12 protein-coding genes are annotated in these 15,067 nt (G+C 32.8%); 4 read left to right on the top strand and 8 right to left on the bottom strand.

Going from position 1 to position 15,067, the window contains the following annotated elements; all coding sequences use genetic code 11:
- Positions 1-11 precede the first annotated feature (11 nt).
- Entirely contained in the window at positions 12-734 is a 723-nt protein-coding gene (locus J7574_RS10295) for a head GIN domain-containing protein (RefSeq protein WP_290967712.1), read from the top strand.
- 91 nt (positions 735-825) lie between these two features.
- Here the strand turns inward: J7574_RS10295 and J7574_RS10290 are convergent, their stop codons facing one another.
- Positions 826-2,151, bottom strand: a complete 1,326-nt coding sequence (locus J7574_RS10290; RefSeq protein ID WP_290967710.1) for an MFS transporter — start codon at positions 2,149-2,151, stop codon at positions 826-828.
- Positions 2,152-2,388: 237 nt separating this feature from the next.
- On the opposite strand from J7574_RS10290, the gene J7574_RS10285 reads away from it, so the two are divergent.
- Complete coding sequence (locus tag J7574_RS10285) at positions 2,389-4,086, top strand: hypothetical protein (RefSeq protein ID WP_290967707.1); 1,698 nt, start codon at positions 2,389-2,391, stop codon at positions 4,084-4,086.
- 69 nt (positions 4,087-4,155) lie between these two features.
- Here the strand turns inward: J7574_RS10285 and J7574_RS10280 are convergent, their stop codons facing one another.
- From J7574_RS10280 to J7574_RS10260, 5 genes are all read right to left on the bottom strand, one after another.
- Positions 4,156-4,965: a M48 family metallopeptidase gene (locus J7574_RS10280; RefSeq protein WP_290967704.1), complete on the bottom strand. Its 810-nt coding sequence runs from the start codon at positions 4,963-4,965 to the stop codon at positions 4,156-4,158.
- Between the two features lie 84 nt (positions 4,966-5,049).
- Entirely contained in the window at positions 5,050-7,449 is a 2,400-nt protein-coding gene (locus tag J7574_RS10275; RefSeq protein WP_290967701.1) for a glycoside hydrolase family 31 protein, read from the bottom strand.
- A 187-nt stretch (positions 7,450-7,636) separates the two neighbouring features.
- Positions 7,637-9,541, bottom strand: coding sequence for a 1,4-alpha-glucan branching protein GlgB (gene glgB / locus J7574_RS10270; protein ID WP_290967698.1), 1,905 nt, complete (start codon positions 9,539-9,541; stop codon positions 7,637-7,639).
- Between the two features lie 86 nt (positions 9,542-9,627).
- Entirely contained in the window at positions 9,628-10,908 is a 1,281-nt protein-coding gene (locus tag J7574_RS10265) for a glucose-1-phosphate adenylyltransferase (protein ID WP_290967695.1), read from the bottom strand.
- Positions 10,898-12,325 (bottom strand): glycogen synthase, encoded by a 1,428-nt coding sequence (locus tag J7574_RS10260; protein ID WP_290967693.1) that lies wholly within the window; start codon positions 12,323-12,325, stop codon positions 10,898-10,900. The genes J7574_RS10265 and J7574_RS10260 overlap by 11 nt, the downstream gene beginning before the upstream one ends.
- Before the next feature lie 112 nt (positions 12,326-12,437).
- Here J7574_RS10260 and J7574_RS10255 point away from each other — a divergent pair, with 112 nt between their 5' ends.
- Positions 12,438-13,304, top strand: coding sequence for an alpha/beta hydrolase (locus J7574_RS10255; RefSeq protein ID WP_290967690.1), 867 nt, complete (start codon positions 12,438-12,440; stop codon positions 13,302-13,304).
- Positions 13,305-13,349: 45 nt separating this feature from the next.
- Positions 13,350-14,000 (top strand): endonuclease III, encoded by a 651-nt coding sequence (nth, locus tag J7574_RS10250; RefSeq protein WP_290967687.1) that lies wholly within the window; start codon positions 13,350-13,352, stop codon positions 13,998-14,000.
- Here nth and J7574_RS10245 read toward each other — a convergent pair whose 3' ends face one another.
- Positions 14,001-14,435 carry a nuclear transport factor 2 family protein gene (locus tag J7574_RS10245; protein ID WP_290967685.1) on the bottom strand — a complete coding sequence of 145 codons (435 nt, stop codon included), beginning with the start codon at positions 14,433-14,435 and terminating at the stop codon, positions 14,001-14,003.
- Between the two features lie 14 nt (positions 14,436-14,449).
- Complete coding sequence (locus J7574_RS10240; protein ID WP_290967682.1) at positions 14,450-14,902, bottom strand: DUF1569 domain-containing protein; 453 nt, start codon at positions 14,900-14,902, stop codon at positions 14,450-14,452.
- Positions 14,903-15,067: the final 165 nt, after the last annotated feature.

Raw genomic sequence — 15,067 nt, 5'->3', positions numbered from 1 at the left:
AAATCAAAACAATGAAAAAGTCAATTTTACTTATTGCATTAAGCTTATTTCTAACCACAGCAAATTCTAATGCTCAAACAAAAATAAGCGGAAATGGTAATGTTATTACCGAAACAAGAACAACTGGAGATTATGACGGTATAAAAATCGCAGGATTCTTTGATGTCGACTTAGTGGCTGGAAAAGAAGGGAAAATTATCCTTAAAGGAGAAGAAAACCTACTCTCATCAATTAAAGTTGAAGTTGAAGGAAACGAATTGAAAGTTTATGTTGAAAAAGGGATCCAAATTCGTACTAGCTCAGGAAAAAAAATCGAGTTGACAATTCCATTTGAAAAAATCTCATCTGTAAGTTTATCAGGTTCAGGTGATATTAAAACAAAAAATAAAATCAATAACGATAGCTTTTCTGCAAAACTTTCAGGGTCAGGAAATTTCGATTTAGATGTTGATTCTAAAAATCTTGATTTAGCTTTAAGCGGATCTGGCGATATTGTTTTAAAAGGAAAGGCAGATTCTTTTACAAGCAAAGTATCAGGATCAGGAAATGTTAACGCTTCTAATTTAAAATCGCAAACTGTAGATGTTACGGTATCTGGTTCGGGAAATAGCGTAGTAACTTGTGAAACAAGTATTACCGGAAGAGTTTCTGGTTCTGGAAATATTAAATATCTAGGAAATCCAGAAAAAAGAGATGTAAAAGTTTCTGGTTCTGGAAAAATTTACAAAGGTTAATTTTTCAAAAAAAATATCACGAATTACAAAAAATCATCAATCAAAATAATCTTTGCAATTCGTGATATTAGTTATTCTAAAGACGTTTTAATTAATTTGAAACGTCTTTTTTATGTACTCTTCTTAATAAAAATATCGCTGTAATAAAGAAAATTGCTAAAATTACAATTGCCGCACGCGGACTTCCTGTAATTTGATCTATAATTCCGTAAACGCACATCCCGATTACAATTCCGATTTTTTCTGCAACATCATAGAAACTAAAAAACGATGCTGTATCTTCTGTTTCTGGAAGTAATTTCGAATATGTTGAACGAGACAAAGCTTGGATTCCTCCCATTACCAAACCAATTACTGCGGCCATTGCATAAAAATGAATTGGAAGTGTGATGAAATAAGCCAAAGCACAGAAAACCGCCCATAAACTGTTAATTACAATTAAAGTTGGAATATTACCCCATTTAGCTGAAGCACGTGAAGTTAAAATAGCTCCAACAACAGCAACCAACTGGATCAATAAAATGCAAATAATCAACCCTGTTGTGCTTTCTTCTTTTGAAGTCCATTTTATTTCTTGAGCTCCAAAATAAGTTGCTACTAACATAACTGTTTGAACAGCCATACTTGAGACAAAAAAACCTCCTAAATAACGTTTTAAAGGAGTGATATTCTGTAAGGCTGCCCAGACTTTCTTTAACTCTCTAAAACCATTAAAAACTACATTTCTTGTCAATTTTTGCCCCTGCTCTTTACTTCCTTTTGGCAAGTAATAATAGGTGTATTGGCTAAAAAGAATCCACCAAACTCCTACCATTATAAATGAATAACGCATAGCTTTCATTGCTGCCTCACCATTTGTTCCTGTGATTCCGAAAAGTTTTGGTTTCATAATCATAGCTAAATTGATAATCAGCAATACAACACTTCCAATATAACCTAAAGAATAGCCTTTAGCGCTAATCTTATCTTGCTGATCCTCAAAAGCAATATCTGGAAGATAGGAATTATAAAAAACCAAACTTCCCCAGAAACCAATTAATCCTAAAAAGTAAAATAATAATCCAACATAAATATTATCCAAATCAAACCAATACAAGCCCATGCAAGACACAGCTCCCATATAGCAGAAAAATTTCATGAATGATTTTTTGTTTCCAACATAATCGGCGATTCCAGATAATAAAGGCGAAATGAAAGAAACTACTAAAAATGCTGCCGCAGTAGTAAAACTAATTAAGGCTGAGTTTTTAAGATGTAATCCAAAAACATCAATATAATGATCTCGATCGCTAAATAAAGCTTCATAAAAAATCGGAAATACTGCAGATGCAATGGTCAAGGTATAAACTGAATTTGCCCAGTCATAAAACGCCCAAGCATTTAAAAGTTTCTTATCTCCTTTTGGTAGGTTTTTCATAGAAATGGTTTTGTTAAATAGATTACGAATTTATCTAATTATTATCATATTCAAAGCTATTTTATCAAAAATGATATATTAAGAAATTGATGCCTGCCAAGAACTCTTATTTGATTCTTTGATAATATTTGCTCACTAATTTTTAAGTCTTATTCTCTTGTTTTTATTGGCTTTTAGAAGCAATTCTATTTTTATAAACGTACTATACTTGTTCAAATTTTTAAAAATTTAAAGTATATGAAAAAAGTATTATTTTTTTTAGGTGCAACTATACTGTCATTCAGTTCTTGTACAAATGATTTTAATGATTCACCTCATGAAGCAGCTGCTAATCACGTTGCCAAAGACAGATTAATAAATAGATCAGGATCTGCAGATGGAGTTACATATAACTTACATAACTTAACTGTCAATCCTAATTTGATCAAAATTTCTTCTGAAAACTCAATTATTATGAGTTCCACAGCAGATCTAGAAAATGGGAAATTGAAGATGAAAGTTGCTTCCCCTGAGATAACACAAAAAATAGTGCCTGGAAATCTTATCTACTTAACTACCGACGATTCTAAAGTCTATTTCAGAAAAATCGAAAAAGTAAATCAGGATTCAGATTTTTATAGTATTGAAACTACAGATTCTTATATCGGGGACTTGTTTACTAGCGGATCAATTGAACTTAAATTGGATATACAACAAAATGAACAAGCATTACAATCCAAAAAATCCTCACTTTTAACAGCAAAAGGAAGTTACAATAACACTTTTACTTACGATATATTTAATTTTATAAAAGATTACAAATCTGATTATTTTGCATTAAGCCCTAATACTTCTGTAAAATCAACTTTTAATGTGAAAATTGGATTTGGAGCTTCTAAAATGCTTCCAAACGAAATGGAAGTATATTATCAAATTGATTCAAATATAAATCCTTTCTTTACCTTCAATGGAGCTGTCAATAAAAAGTATTCGTATAACTTAATTGATAATGCGCCAGCAAATCTCTTAGATTTACTAAAAAAAGTAGAAATTGATGTTACGCTTCCAGGAGGAGACTTGTTGGGAGAGATTCCTGCAAAAATCAGCATTGATGAAATTTCTTTTCCGATGGAAGTTGAAGCTAACGTTTCTAAAGCATCTCATTTTGCTATAAATTCTAGCGGGACATTCAAAATTGGCTTTGCTAATTATGTTAATGTACCAGGAAAAACAAGCCATTTCATATACGAAAACACTATTACTACTGCAAAGGTAACCGAATCTGATTTAGTTGGGGAAGTTATTTCAAACATGAAAATTTCTATTAAACCAAAAATTAAGTTACTTGACAACAGCATTTTGGATGTTAAAGGAAAAATTGTATTTGGAATAAACAGCTTTACTATAGGTAACGGAAGCATGACTAATTCTTCTGCCTTTGCCTCTAAAGGAAATTTCTATTCTCAGGCTACTTTCGGTTTTGGTGCACTTGGGATTACTTTATATACTACAGACTTATTTAAAGAAAATAAAGAATTATGGAATGTAGGTAATTTTAACAAAACAATGACTTTTTCTAACTTTAGAAATTCAAAAACTTCTGCATTGCCTTGTAGTGGTTTATACTCTTACAGCTATGATGTAACGCTTGACTATAAATATCCAATTTCAGGAAAAATTTTATCAGGAGATTTAGAAGTAAAGTACGATGTCTATTCTGATTCAGGAACAATACTTGAAGCAGGTAAAACGGTAAAAATTTCTCCAAAAGATATCACTGCAAATAGTTTAAAAATTAATCTATGCATTCCGTTTAGAAAGATCAACATTCTTAGTGTGGCAAAAACAAGCTATATTAAAAATATTAGTATAACAGATACAAATGGTTATTTAGCAAACGGAATTATCAATCCAGCAACAAATAATCTTTACCCGCAACTTGTATTTACCAGATAACTATAATAAAAAAAGATTGGCCAAAAAGCCAATCTTTTTATTGAATGATATTTTATTGCAATATAGCCACTATTTGATAGTTCCCACTTTAAGCGCAATTGCTTTTGCTTCTGGAATTAAAGCTTTGATATTGGCAATACGAGTAGCATCAGAAGGGTGTGTGCTCATAAATTCTGGAGAACTTGCACCTCCCGATTTGGCAGCCATTCTACTCCAAAACGCTACGGCATCTTCAGGATTATAACCTGCAATTGCCATTAAAGTCAAACCAATTTTGTCAGCTTCACTTTCATTGCTTCTGCTAAATGGAAGCATTACTCCTACCTCAGAACCAATTCCGTAAGCTTGTGCAAATATCTGTTGAGTCGCTTCAGATTTTCCGCTAGTTGCAGCGCCTAAAGCCGCTCCTCCTATTTGCTGTAATTGTGCTGCAGACATTCTTTGTGCACCGTGATTTGCTAGAGCATGAGAAACCTCATGTCCCATTACAGTTGCTAAACCAGATTCATTTTGCGTGATTGGCAGGATTCCAGAATAAACCACAATTTTACCTCCAGGGAGACACCATGCATTTACTTCTTTATTATCAACCAATTTATATTCCCAGCGATAATCTTTTAAATACTGTGTCTGACCTAAATAGTTTAAATATCTTTCTGCAGCTGCCTTTATTTTAAATCCGACAGTTTCAACAAGTTTTGCATCTGCTGTTCCTGTAATAACTTTGTTCTCGGTTAAAAACTGACTGTATTGCTGAAAAGAAGATGGAAATAATTCGCTATTAGAAACAAAATTTAAGTTCTGTTTCCCAGTAATCGGATTTGTTGCGCAAGCCACCATAAGTGCTCCAAAAATCCCTAAAAACACATATTTTTTCATAATTCGAGCTATTTTTCTAACAAAAATACGATTAAAAAAAATAAAATATTTTACACAATAAGCCAAAAAAATATCAAAATTTAACTACTCTCCAATAATATGGAGTTCATTAAACTCTTTATCAACGATTAAGAAGTTATTTTGTTCGAAACTAATTTCATCAAATTCAATTATTTCATTGTCAATTTCGATCTCTTTAACTTTAAATGGCAATCCGATTAGATTAATTTTATATTTACTGTATGGAGTCTCGTATTTTCCCTCTTTATGCAACTGGATAATAAGTTCTTTTTCTTTTCCAATATTTCGCAACGACAAATAGCTATAACGTCCTTTTTTATAATCGTAGCCATCTTGAGCATCTTCATAAACAGCCGACTGCTCTTTACCGTTTTTATAATAAACATCAAGCGTTAATTCATCAAACTCCAATTCGCCAACATATTGTTGAACTGGGTATTTTGGAATAATGGCTCCTGCTTTCACAAACACTGGAATCTCATCAAATTTAGTATCAATCCAGATTTCTCTGCCTCCAACAAACAATTCATTTGTCCAATAGTTATACCACTCTCCTCTAGGAATATACATACGTCTACCTACAGCATTAGGTTCAAGTATTGGGCAAACTAAAATTTGATTTCCAAAAATAAATTCGTCATTTCGATAATGTGTCTGAGTATCATCTTGATCAAAATAAACCAATGGTTTCAGCATCGGAATTCCTTCTTCAATATACTGCCAAAACATAGTATATAAATAAGGTAATAATTGATAGCGCAGACTCACAAACTTTCTTGTGATACTGATTACTTCTTCATCAAAAGCCCAAGGCTCTTGATTTCCGTGATCTCCAGAAGAGTGTGTTCTACAGAAAGGATGAAAAACACCTAACTGAATCCAACGTGCATATAACTCACCAGTTGGCTGTTCTGCAAAACCCCCTATATCAGAACCTGTAAATCCCATTCCTGAAATAGACAATCGCTGAACCTGAATATTAGCAATCCATAAATGTTCCCAAGTTGCTACGTTATCTCCTGTCCATGACGAGGTATAACGTTGTGCTCCAGAGTATGCCGATCTTGTAATTACAAATGGACGTTTTGGATACGCAAATCGTTTTACACCATGATAAGTTGCCCTTGCCATTTGTGTTCCATAAATATTATGCGCTTTTCTATGGCTGCAAGGATTTCCGTCATAAATATGGCGAACGTCCATCGGAAAAGTTTTATTTGGAACTTCCATAACCGCTGGCTCATTCATATCATTCCAAACTCCTTTTACCCCAATATCTGCAACTAGTTCTTTAAATAGTCCAGCCCACCATTCTCTAACTACGGGATTTGTATAATCAGGAAAATTACATTCTCCTGGCCAAACTTTTCCTTTCATGTAAGGTCCATCGGCTCTCTTGCAGAAATAATCTTTCTCTAAAGCTTCTTTGTAAACCCAGTAATCTTTATCGATTTTAATTCCAGGATCAATGATTACAATGGTTTTAAAACCATCTTCGGCCAGTTCAGAAACCATTCTTTTCGGATCTGGAAAATAGTTTTTGTTCCAAGTAAAACATCTAAAACCATCCATATAATCAATATCCAGATAAATGGCATCGCAAGGAATCTGAAGCTCTCTAAATTTTGAAGTAATTTCTTTTACTTTACTTTCAGGATAATAACTCCATTTGCATTGATGATAGCCCAAAACCCAAAGAGGCGGGAGTTCTGGCTTGCCCGTTAAATCGGTATAAGTGGTAACGACATCTTGCATTTGTGGGCCATAAACGAAATAATAATTCATCTCGCCACCTTCTGCCCAGAAACTCGTTACATTTCTTCTTTCCTGACAAAAATCAAAAAAAGTTCTAAAAGTATTATCGAAAAATATACCGTACGATTGTTTATTATGAAGACCAATATAAAAAGGAACCACTTTATACAAAGGCTCCTGATCTTTCTGGTAAGCGTATTGATCTGTCGCAAAATTTTCTACTCTTTTGCCTTTAAGATTCATTTGAGTAGCTTTATCGCCAAGTCCGTAATAGCATTCTCCATCCTTAGCATATTTGCTCATTTTAACGATATTTCCGCCATATTCATAGCTTTCTTCCCAATGAAAACCAAGTTCGTCTTCAAGAATTAGAAAATCATTCAAATCATAAATCGAAAGACGAAGATCTGCTTTCTGAATTTTACATTTTACCTTGCTAGTTCTAATCTGAAAGTATGCTTCTTCTTCAGTAACTTCCAAAAAATTATAACCGTGAAGCTGTGTTTTATCAATGGCATACGAAAAGTCGTTGCTGAAATAGCCTTTTGTAGTAAAACGAAATCGGATTAAACTATCACGAAGAACAGTGACTTTTAAAATTACTTTGTTGTCTGTATTAAAGAAAATAGAATCTCCTTCATGTTCATAAGAGACAATTTTTGATGGATATAAATCGCCTTTGTATTCTAATGATGTATTTGTAATCATATCTCCAATGAGTTAATTTATGACATTTTCTTCTACTCAAACATACAAAAAAAGTTTATAACACCCTATGAATAAAAGGTTTATTAACGAAAACGTTTTTTCTGAATGAGTTTTAAATTACAAAACAAAAAATCGACAATTTGATAATTTTGAAACGATATAATGACAAAATCTTACTTCTAGATTTTTACACCAAAGTATAAACTGTAACACTCAATGGAGGTAAAACTAGTTCAGCAGAAAAATCTCTGCCATCATAAGATATAGATTCAATTTTTAAGGCTTTAGAGTTTTCAACGCCGCTTCCACCGTATATTTTAGCATCACTATTAAAAATCTCAACTAATTTACCTTTTCGAGGAATTCCAATTCTATATTTCTCACGAATAACTTGAGTAAAATTGCAGACAACAATTAAACTTTCATCTGGATTATTCCCTTTTCGGATATAAGATAAAATAGCATTTTGATGGTCTGAATAATTAATCCATTCGAAACCATCTCCTCTAAATTGCTTTTCGTACAACGCTGGCTGTGCTTTGTACAAATGATTTAAATCTGTAACCAGTCTTTTTATTCCAGAATGAAAATCATATTGCAGCAAATGCCAGTCTAAACTCTGCTCAAAATTCCACTCGTTTGTTTGCCCAAACTCAGCGCCCATAAACAGAAGTTTTGTTCCTGGATGCGTAAACATATATCCGTACAACAATCTCAGATTAGCAAAACGCTGCCATTCGTCACCCGGCATTTTATAAATGAGTGAATTTTTACCGTAAACAACTTCGTCATGAGAAAACGGAAGCATGAAATTTTCGGTAAACGCATAGGTCATTGAAAAGGTCAGCTCGTTCTGATGGTATTTTCTATAAACGGTTTCTTTTTGAAAGTACTTTAAAGTATCGTGCATCCAGCCCATCATCCATTTCATTCCAAAACCCAAGCCTCCAAAAGAGGTTGGTCGGGAAACCATAGGAAACGATGTGCTTTCTTCTGCAATAGTTTGAACTCCAATAAAGTTAGAGTAGATTACTTCGTTAAATTCTTTAAGAAAACTAATGGAATCAAGATTTTCTCTTCCTCCAAAAATGTTAGCCTCCCACTCGCCATCTTTTCTAGAATAGTCCAAATAAAGCATTGAAGCTACAGCATCAACGCGAAGTCCGTCGATATGATAATTTTGAAGCCAGAAAACAGCGTTGCTTATCAAAAAAGCACGAACTTCATTTCTTCCATAATTAAAAACAAGACTTTTCCAGTCTGGATGATACCCTTTTCTTCGATCTGGATGTTCGTATAAATGAGAGCCATCAAAAAATCCTAAACCATGCGAATCATCTGGAAAATGCGACGGAACCCAATCTAGAATCACTCCAATTCCTTCCTGATGCAGCTTGTCTACCAAAACCATAAAATCCTGAGGTTTCCCAAAGCGAGAAGTTGGAGCAAAATACCCTGTTAATTGATATCCCCACGAAGGATCGTACGGATATTCCATAATAGGCATAAACTCCACATGCGTAAAACTCATTTCTTTTACATATTTTACCAAATCGTCTGCAAGCTCCAAATAGGTCAAAAAACGATTATGCTCGCCACGTCTCCAAGAACCTAAGTGTACTTCATAAACAGAATAAGGCTTATCTAAAGAATTAAAATCCTGACGATTTTGCATCCAGCTTTCATCTTTCCACTTATAATCCAGATCCCAAACTACAGAAGCAGTATGTGGTGGCTTTTCGCAATAAAGCGCAAAGGGATCGGCTTTTTCGGTAATTACACCGTTTACATTAGATTGAATTTTGTATTTATAAAACGATCCTTTCGAAATATCAGGAATAAATCCCTCCCAAATTCCAGAAGAATCCCAGCGAACATTTAGAACATGTTCCCCTTGTGTCCAATAATTAAAATCGCCCACAACAGAAACAGAATGTGCTGTAGGAGCCCAAACTGCAAAATAAACACCTTTTACACCATTAACTTCAACCAAATGCGCGCCTAATTTTTCATATAATCTGAAATGCTTTCCTGCTTTGAATAAATCTATATCAAAATCAGTAAAAAGAGAATGTGGAATTACTTTACTCATATCGGTTTGGGAAATAATGGATTTGGAATTTAGCTTTAAGAAAAACTTGGAATTTAGATTTTAAATATTGGAATTTCTATAAAGTATTACTCAATTCTGAAGTTATCTGAAAGCGTAACTCCTTTTTTGATAACCACAATTCCGTCTTTTATACTATATAATTCATTGGTAAAATTGTCTAAATGTTTTCCACCGCTGATGTGCACATTGTTTCCAATTCGTACATTTTTATCTACTAAAGCATTTTTAATAAAACAGTTTTCACCAATACCAACATGTATTTTATTGATACTGCTTTCGTAGTTTAATTCGTCAAGATCTTGATAGAAATCATTTCCCATAACGTAGCAATTTTCCAAAACAGTTCCTTCGCCAACTCTAGAACGGATACCAATTACAGAGCTTTTAATTTCTTTGGCATTAATAATACAGCCTTCAGAAATCAAAGATTGATTGATTATTGAATTTCTAAATTTCGATGGTGGCAATAATCTTGGTCTGGTAAAGATTTTATTTTCATTATCAAATAAATTAAACTCTGGAATATCAGCCGTTAAACCAATATTTGCTTCAAAAAATGATTCGATATTCCCAATATCTGTCCAATATCCTTCATATTGATAACTCAAAATTTTATGTTTCCCAACTGATTGCGGAATAATCTCTTTACCAAAATCTTTTGTTTCCGGATCAGCCATCAACTCTTCCAATAGTGATTTATTAAAAATATAAATTCCCATAGAAGCTAGATATTTTTTGCCTTTTTCTTGCATCTGTTCGCTAACCTCAGATTCCCAATCAGGCAGTAATGAAGCATGCGGTTTTTCAATAAAGGCCTCTATAACACTTTCATGATTTGTCTTTAGAATTCCAAACTCTGGAGCGTCTTTCGCATTAACTGGCAAAGTGGCAATAGAAATTTCGGCATTGGCAGCGATATGCGCTTCGAGCATTTCATTAAAATCCATTTGATATAGTTGATCGCCAGAAAGAATTAAAGCATGATCGAAATCGTGTTTTAAAAAATGTGACATACATTGTCTTACGGCATCAGCAGTTCCTTGAAACCATGTTGGATTGTCAGGAGTCTGCTCAGCGGCCAAAATATCAACAAATGACTGACTAAAAATGCTAAAATTAAAAGTATTTTTAATGTGAGCGTTTAGAGAAGCTGAATTAAATTGCGTCAAAACGAATATTTTAAAAATATCAGAATTGATGCAATTAGAAATCGGAATATCGACTAAACGGTACTTTCCTCCAATCGGAACTGCTGGTTTTGATCTTGTTTCTGTCAATGGAAATAAGCGTGAACCTTGTCCACCTCCTAAAATAATGGCAACGACATTTTTCTTTTTAAATTTCATTTTGCTGAATTATTAAGTTGTATATTTCGATATATTCTTGGCAAACACTTTCCCAGGAATGATCTGCAGACATTCCTTTCTTTAAAACTCTATTAAAACTAATTTTATCTTCATACAACCTAACCGCACGATTTATTGAATAGCATATATCTGCTACAGAAGCTTGGTCATGGCAAACGCCATTTCCATCATCTCCAAAATCAACAACCGTATCTCTTAGCCCACCAGTTCTCCTAACGATCGGAATTGTTCCGTAACGCATCGCATACATCTGATTTAATCCGCATGGCTCAACTCTCGAAGGCATTAGAATAAAATCTGAACCTGCATAAATCAAATGCGCTAAATCTTCATTATAACCTATAAACACATTGTAATTTCCTTTATAATCATTTCGCAACTGAATCAATTGCGATTCAATTTCTGCATTTCCTGATCCTAAAATTAGAATATTGATTTCTTCAAAATTCTCAGACAATGCCAAAGCAGAAGCATGCGGAAGCAAATCGCCTCCTTTTTCTTCAAACAATCGACCTATAAAACTAAATAGCGGTTTTGAAGGGTCTAATTCAAATTGTTCGCAAAGCTTTTCTTTATTTTTTCTTTTTCCAGTTTCAAAATCTTCAATCGAATAATTTTCTGCAATCATTTGATCTTTTATCGGATTCCAAACTTCAATATCAATTCCATTTAAAATTCCTTTAGATTTATTTCGCACAGAATTAAATAAAGATTCCAAACCATTTGCCGAAATATTAATTTCATTTAAATAACTTGGAGAAACTGTGGTTACAGCATTAGCACATTTAATGCCTACCGCCAAAGAATTGATCGAATTGCTCCATTCTAAAAATCCAACATGTTTTAAATCAAACTCTGGCAAGTAATATAGTTTATCAAAACCAAACCAGCCCTGATATAAACCATTATGTATTGTAATAACCGTTTTTACATTTTTTAGACTCTCATATTTATAAGCAAACTGAAGTAAAAATGGAATAACGCCTGTATGATGATCGTGACAATTAATGATTTCTGGAATTTTATTGCGCGCTATAATCCAATCAAGTGTGGCAATCTGAAAAGATAAGAACCTCTCAATATCATCTTCATAACCATATACATTTGGGCGATTAAACAATTCATTAATTTCTATTAAGTAAAGTTCAAAACCAAGCTTGTTTGTTGTCTCTTTAAGAACACTAAACGGAAAATTAAAACTACCTAACTTAACTGTCCCCCAATGCACGCATTCAAAGTCATTTTCCTTTCTAAATTTTGTATCATAACAAGGAATTACAACTCTAACATCATGGCCAGCAGATTGTTGATATTTAGGTAAGGCGCCAACCACATCGCCCAAGCCTCCAACTTTTGCAACAGGATAACATTCTGCACTAATATGAAATATTTCCATTCCAGAAATTAATTTATGATTATCACAAAAAGCAATTATTTATATTACATTTATGTTTTTTAAATTTAGAAAAAAAAAAGCAGAATCTTTCCTTTAAATAAGTTTTATTGAAATGGCAAAAAAGGCAACTAATCCTACTAAATCATTAAAAATTCCCAAGATTATTATACTTTCTGCGAAGATTTGCACATTTATATCAACAAAATTAGTTACAAAATTTGCTGCAAGACTTTTTACAACACCAATAAAGCATAAAGTTCCGAAACGAGAATTGGAAATGGATGCTAAAAGTATTCAAGAATTACTATACGTTCCTGCAATAGATAAAAGTGTAGTTACTTATGCTTATGGACAAAGTCTACGTAAAGTATTATTGGTTCACGGCTGGTCTGGAAGAGGAACCCAACTGTTTAAAATTGCAGACGAACTTCTGCCAAATGGTTATTCAACAGTTAGTTTTGATGCGCCTGCACACGGTAAGTCTAAAGGAAAAACAACTATAATGTCGGAGTTTATAGCCTCAATCTTAGAAATTGAAAAGCAATTTGGACCTTTTGAAATTGCAATCGGACACTCTTTAGGTGGAATGTCGGTTCTAAACGCAATTAAAGATGGGCTTAAAGTAGAAAAAGCGGTTATAATAGGAAGTGGAGACATCATTCAAGATATTTTAGAGGAATTTATTTTCAAATTAGGTTTAAGAAAAGAGATCAGCAATCATTTAAGGAAAGCTTTTGAAGATCAATATAAAGTCAAAATGGATGATTTTTCGGCTTACAGGGCAGCTCAAAAAGTAAAAATTCCCGTTTTAGTAATGCACGATAAAGACGACCCAGAAGTTCTTGTAAAAGCTGGAATACATATTAATGAAAATCTAGAAAAGGGAACTTTGTATTTGACAGAAGGACTTGGCCATCGAAAAATACTTGGAAACCAAAATGTTATTAAAAACATTCTAGAATTCATTAAAATCAGTTAACTTTATAATTAACTATTTCAATATCAACATTAAAGAAAATCAAAAATGGATTTATTTGGAGAAGCATCAGATTGGGAAACTAAATTAAAACCCATTTTAAAAAAGTACAAAGGACGAAAACATCCGTTAGATTATCAAAACCCGTATCAGTTATTGGTTATGGTTGTTTTATCTGCACAAGATTCTGATGCTAATATCAATTCAATTTCACCGGCATTATTTGAAAATTTCCCTACACTTAAGAGCCTATCAAAAGCTGATTTGGAAACTTTTGTACCATACATAACTAAAGTTCGAAACCACGGAACCAAAGCGCAATGGCTTCTGGATATTGCCAAGACGATAAAAGATGACAAAGATATTCCTTTAACAATGTCAGGGCTCACTGCATTAAAAGGAATTGGAAGAAAATCTGCCAACGTAATTTTACGAGAAACAGGGCAACCAGCTGAAGGAATCATTGCTGACTTACACGTTATAAGAGTCGCTCCCAGAATTGGGATAATAAAAGAGTCTAAAGACGGTAATAAAGTAGAAAAGGATTTAATGCAAGTTTTACCTAAAAATATTTGGTCAGAAATTGGAATGGCAATTTCATTTTTGGGCCGCGAAATCTGCAGGCCTAAACCAAAATGTCCAGAATGTCTTTTAAAAGATATTTGCTTGTATTATAATACTGTATTTCTTAAAAATTAATTATTTTCTTCTCGTATCAATCAGATAAATAATTTTCCACAAATCTTTTTCTTTAAATAAAGTAAAAGTATTTACTCCCGAATGACTGAATTTATCATTTAAATAAAATTCATAAGGCGCCCAAACATGGGCCATTGTTCCATCTATTTGAATATTATAACTCAGTATTTTTTCCTGAAATTTCATATTTGAAGGAATTGATGCAATAGATTTATAAAATTCTTTTGCATTTTCATTAGATAGTTTATTTCCTTTAGTTGTGCTTTCGCTAATAGATTGTAATATCATATTATCAGAGCAAACTAGTTTAATTTTTGTAGAGTCCTTTTGATGAAATCCTTCAAAGAATAATTCAATGCATTTTTGAACTTCTTGTTTTTGGGCGCTAGAAGATATTCCTAATAGTAGAAAAAAGATGATGATGTAAACTCTCATAGCAGAAAAATTATTTAAACTCCAAATTGTGAAAAATGATGATCTAAATGCTTTGCAAACATATTATTCCACTCTTTAGATGATAGTTTACCAAAAGAAATAGATTCTTTTCCTTCAAAATTGTCTTTTCCTAATTCTAAAGTTTTATTGATATAATTGATAAGTCTTTCTTTTTCAAGCTCAAAATCACAATTCCCTTTAATGATAAATTGTGGAGCGGTAGCAAGATTTCTAGGATAAGGAGTTTCGTTTACAACCTTATTTTTAGCTAGGAACTTTAAAATGAGTTTCATAAAAGCATTAGGTTTAGGATGAATATCATCATAAACCATTTCGTACGTAACGTTACAATGAGCCAGCATTTGATCAACAGACATTTTACCCCAAAGAGGCTGTGTATTTGATTTAAGCCGATTAATTCTATTTATAAATTGATCACAATCTTCTTTAAGAAAAACGTTTTGCATAATTAAAAATATTTTAGTGAGATAAATAGTCCAGTAAAAATATAAAATTTACTAAGTGATCTCAATTTTGAGCAAAAAAAAAACTTCAATTAACAAAAGTTAATTGAAGTTTTAGTACTCAGAGCGGGACTTGAACCCGCACGAACATTGCTGTTCACTGGATTT

Source organism: Flavobacterium sp., assembly GCF_017744675.1.
In the GTDB taxonomy this organism is placed as follows: Bacteria; Bacteroidota; Bacteroidia; order Flavobacteriales; family Flavobacteriaceae; genus Flavobacterium.
Note: the sequence above shows the minus strand (reverse complement) of the source record. Positions and strands in the feature narration are given on the sequence as shown.

What these genes read in the sequence shown, in the direction of transcription:
- J7574_RS10295 (WP_290967712.1), top strand. Translation starts at nt 12, where the DNA reads ATGAAAAAGTCAATTTTACTTATTGCATTAAGCTTATTTCTAACCACA.
- J7574_RS10290 (WP_290967710.1), bottom strand. Translation starts at nt 2,151, where the DNA reads ATGAAAAACCTACCAAAAGGAGATAAGAAACTTTTAAATGCTTGGGCG.
- J7574_RS10285 (WP_290967707.1), top strand. Translation starts at nt 2,389, where the DNA reads ATGAAAAAAGTATTATTTTTTTTAGGTGCAACTATACTGTCATTCAGT.
- J7574_RS10280 (WP_290967704.1), bottom strand. Translation starts at nt 4,965, where the DNA reads ATGAAAAAATATGTGTTTTTAGGGATTTTTGGAGCACTTATGGTGGCT.
- J7574_RS10275 (WP_290967701.1), bottom strand. Translation starts at nt 7,449, where the DNA reads ATGATTACAAATACATCATTAGAATACAAAGGCGATTTATATCCATCA.
- glgB (WP_290967698.1), bottom strand. Translation starts at nt 9,541, where the DNA reads ATGAGTAAAGTAATTCCACATTCTCTTTTTACTGATTTTGATATAGAT.
- J7574_RS10265 (WP_290967695.1), bottom strand. Translation starts at nt 10,908, where the DNA reads ATGAAATTTAAAAAGAAAAATGTCGTTGCCATTATTTTAGGAGGTGGA.
- J7574_RS10260 (WP_290967693.1), bottom strand. Translation starts at nt 12,325, where the DNA reads ATGGAAATATTTCATATTAGTGCAGAATGTTATCCTGTTGCAAAAGTT.
- J7574_RS10255 (WP_290967690.1), top strand. Translation starts at nt 12,438, where the DNA reads ATGGCAAAAAAGGCAACTAATCCTACTAAATCATTAAAAATTCCCAAG.
- nth (WP_290967687.1), top strand. Translation starts at nt 13,350, where the DNA reads ATGGATTTATTTGGAGAAGCATCAGATTGGGAAACTAAATTAAAACCC.
- J7574_RS10245 (WP_290967685.1), bottom strand. Translation starts at nt 14,435, where the DNA reads ATGAGAGTTTACATCATCATCTTTTTTCTACTATTAGGAATATCTTCT.
- J7574_RS10240 (WP_290967682.1), bottom strand. Translation starts at nt 14,902, where the DNA reads ATGCAAAACGTTTTTCTTAAAGAAGATTGTGATCAATTTATAAATAGA.